This is a genomic window from Peptoniphilus hominis (ex Hitch et al. 2025) (assembly GCF_040096015.1).
Lineage (GTDB): Bacteria > Bacillota > Clostridia > Tissierellales > Peptoniphilaceae > Peptoniphilus_A > Peptoniphilus_A hominis.
On the sequence record NZ_JBBMFO010000060.1, the window covers coordinates 1 to 2,051 of the forward strand.

Annotated in this window: 1 protein-coding gene; it reads right to left on the reverse strand. The window is 39.2% G+C overall.

All coding sequences use genetic code 11. The features are described 5' to 3' along the window. Nucleotides 1–2,051: stalk domain-containing protein (locus WMO19_RS09645; protein WP_349171654.1), on the reverse strand; the 2,051-nt coding region annotated here is incomplete at both ends.

Genomic DNA, 2,051 nt, shown 5'->3' on the forward strand with positions numbered 1-2,051 from the left:
GGAATTTTAACTACATTTTCTTTATCAATTAGGATTACTGTTCTGTTTTCATTATCCCACTGAACATTAAATCCTAAGGCTTCTGCTACAAATCTAATTGGTAGCATTGTTCTGTCGCCTTCAATAAATGGTGCAATGTCCATAAATACTTTTTGGTCTACGCCATCTACTGATTTAATCATTTCTTTAGAACCTATTACTAACTTTGCTTCTAGTTTTACAAGATTTGATTTTGCTGCTGTTACCTTTGTTGTACTAGCTGGTCCATAACTATATGTCCAGTATGATCTATGCCAGTAATCGCGATCTCTGTCTCCAGCTGGATTAGGTGTAGGAGTTGGTGTAGGTGTAGGTGGTGTTTGTCCTCCAGCTGATTTTTCTTTAGCTTCTTCTACAACTTTTGCTACTTCGCCCTTTGTCTTTGCATCGTCAACTTGTTTTTTATACTTATCTTTTTCTGTGTCACTTAGGTTAGGTAGCTTGTCGATTTCTTTCTTAGCTTGGTCTTTGTCATCAGTTGTTGCAGGAAGAGCTTTTTCTTTTTCTTCTGCTTCTTTGGCTTTTTTATCTGCTTCTTTTTGTGCCTTATCTGCAGCTTCTTTTGCTTTATTAGCTTCTTCTGCTGCCTTTGCTGCGTCATCTGCTGCCTTCTTAGCTTCTTCTTTTGCAGTTTCTTCAGCTGCTTTTGCTTCTTCAGCTGCTTTCTTAGCTTCTTCGGCTGCTTTTTCTGCTTCAGCTTTTGCTTCTTCAGCTTTTTTTGCTAATTCTGGGTTATTTGGCTCTTCCTTTGCTGCTTCTTCAGCTTTCTTTGCTTCTTCTGCTGCCTTTTCTGCTTCCTTAGCTTTTTCTTCTGCTTCTTTTGCTTTTTCTTCTGCTTCCTTAGCTTTTTCTTCAGCTTCCTTTGCCTTTTCAGCTGCTTCTTCAGCTTTCTTTTCTGCTTCTTTTGCTTTTTCTTCTGCTTCAGCTTTTGCTTTTTCTGCTTCAGCTTTTGCTTCTTCAGCTGCTTTCTTTGCTTCTTCGGCTTCTTTTTTTGCTTTGTCTGCTGGGTCTGATGCCTTTTCTTCATCTTTTTCCTTAGCTTCGTCTACAGCAGTTTTTACTTCTTCTTTTGTTGTTGCGTTATCTACCTTATCTTTTGCGTTTTTCTTTTCGTCGTCACTTAGATTTGGTAGCTTGTCTATTTCTTCTTTGGCTTTGCCTTTTTCTTCTTCAAGAGCTTTTTCGGCTGCTTCTTTATTTTCTTTGTCCTTTTCCTTAGCTTCGTCTACAGCAGTTTTTACTTCTTCTTTTGTTGTTGCGTTATCTACCTTATCTTTTGCGACATTCTTTTCGTCGTCGCTTAGGTTTGGTAACTTGTCTATTTCTTCTTTTGCTGCTTTTTTGTCTTCTTCTGTTGCAGTATTTTTCTTTTCTGCTTCATTAGCTTTTTCTTCTGCTTCTTGTTGTGCCTTATCTGCAGCTTCTTTTGCTTCCTTAGCTTCTTCAGCTGCTTTTTCTGCAGCTTTCTTTGCGTCTTCTGCTTCTTTTTTTAGTTTTTCTTTTTCTGCTGCATCTTCTTCAGCTGCTGCTGCTTTTTCTGCTGCTTCTTGTTTTGCTTTTTCTGCTGCTTCTTCTGCTGCTTTCTTTGCTGCTGCTTCTTTTGCTGCTTCTTCAGCTTTTTTTGCTTCTTCTGCTGCTTTCTTTGCTGCGTCTGCTGCTTCTTTTGCTGCTTCTGCTGCTTTCTTTTCTGCTTCTGCCTTCTTTGCTGCGTCTTGTTCTGCTTCTGCTGCTTTTTTTGCTTCTTCTGCTGCTTTTGCTTTCTTTTCCGCTTCAGCTTTTGCTGCGTCTGCTGCTTCTTTTGCTGCTTCTGCTGCTTTCTTTGCATCTTCCGCTTCTTTTTTTGCTTTTTCTGCTGCTGCTCTTGCGTCTTCTAATTCTTTTGCTAGTTTTTCTTTTTCTTCTGCTTCTTTATCTTTTTTGTCATTTGCTGCTGACTTTTCTTTTGCTTCTTCTACTGCTTTGTCTACTCCAGCTTTATCTGTTGCTTCGTCTATTGCTTTGTCTGCTGCTGT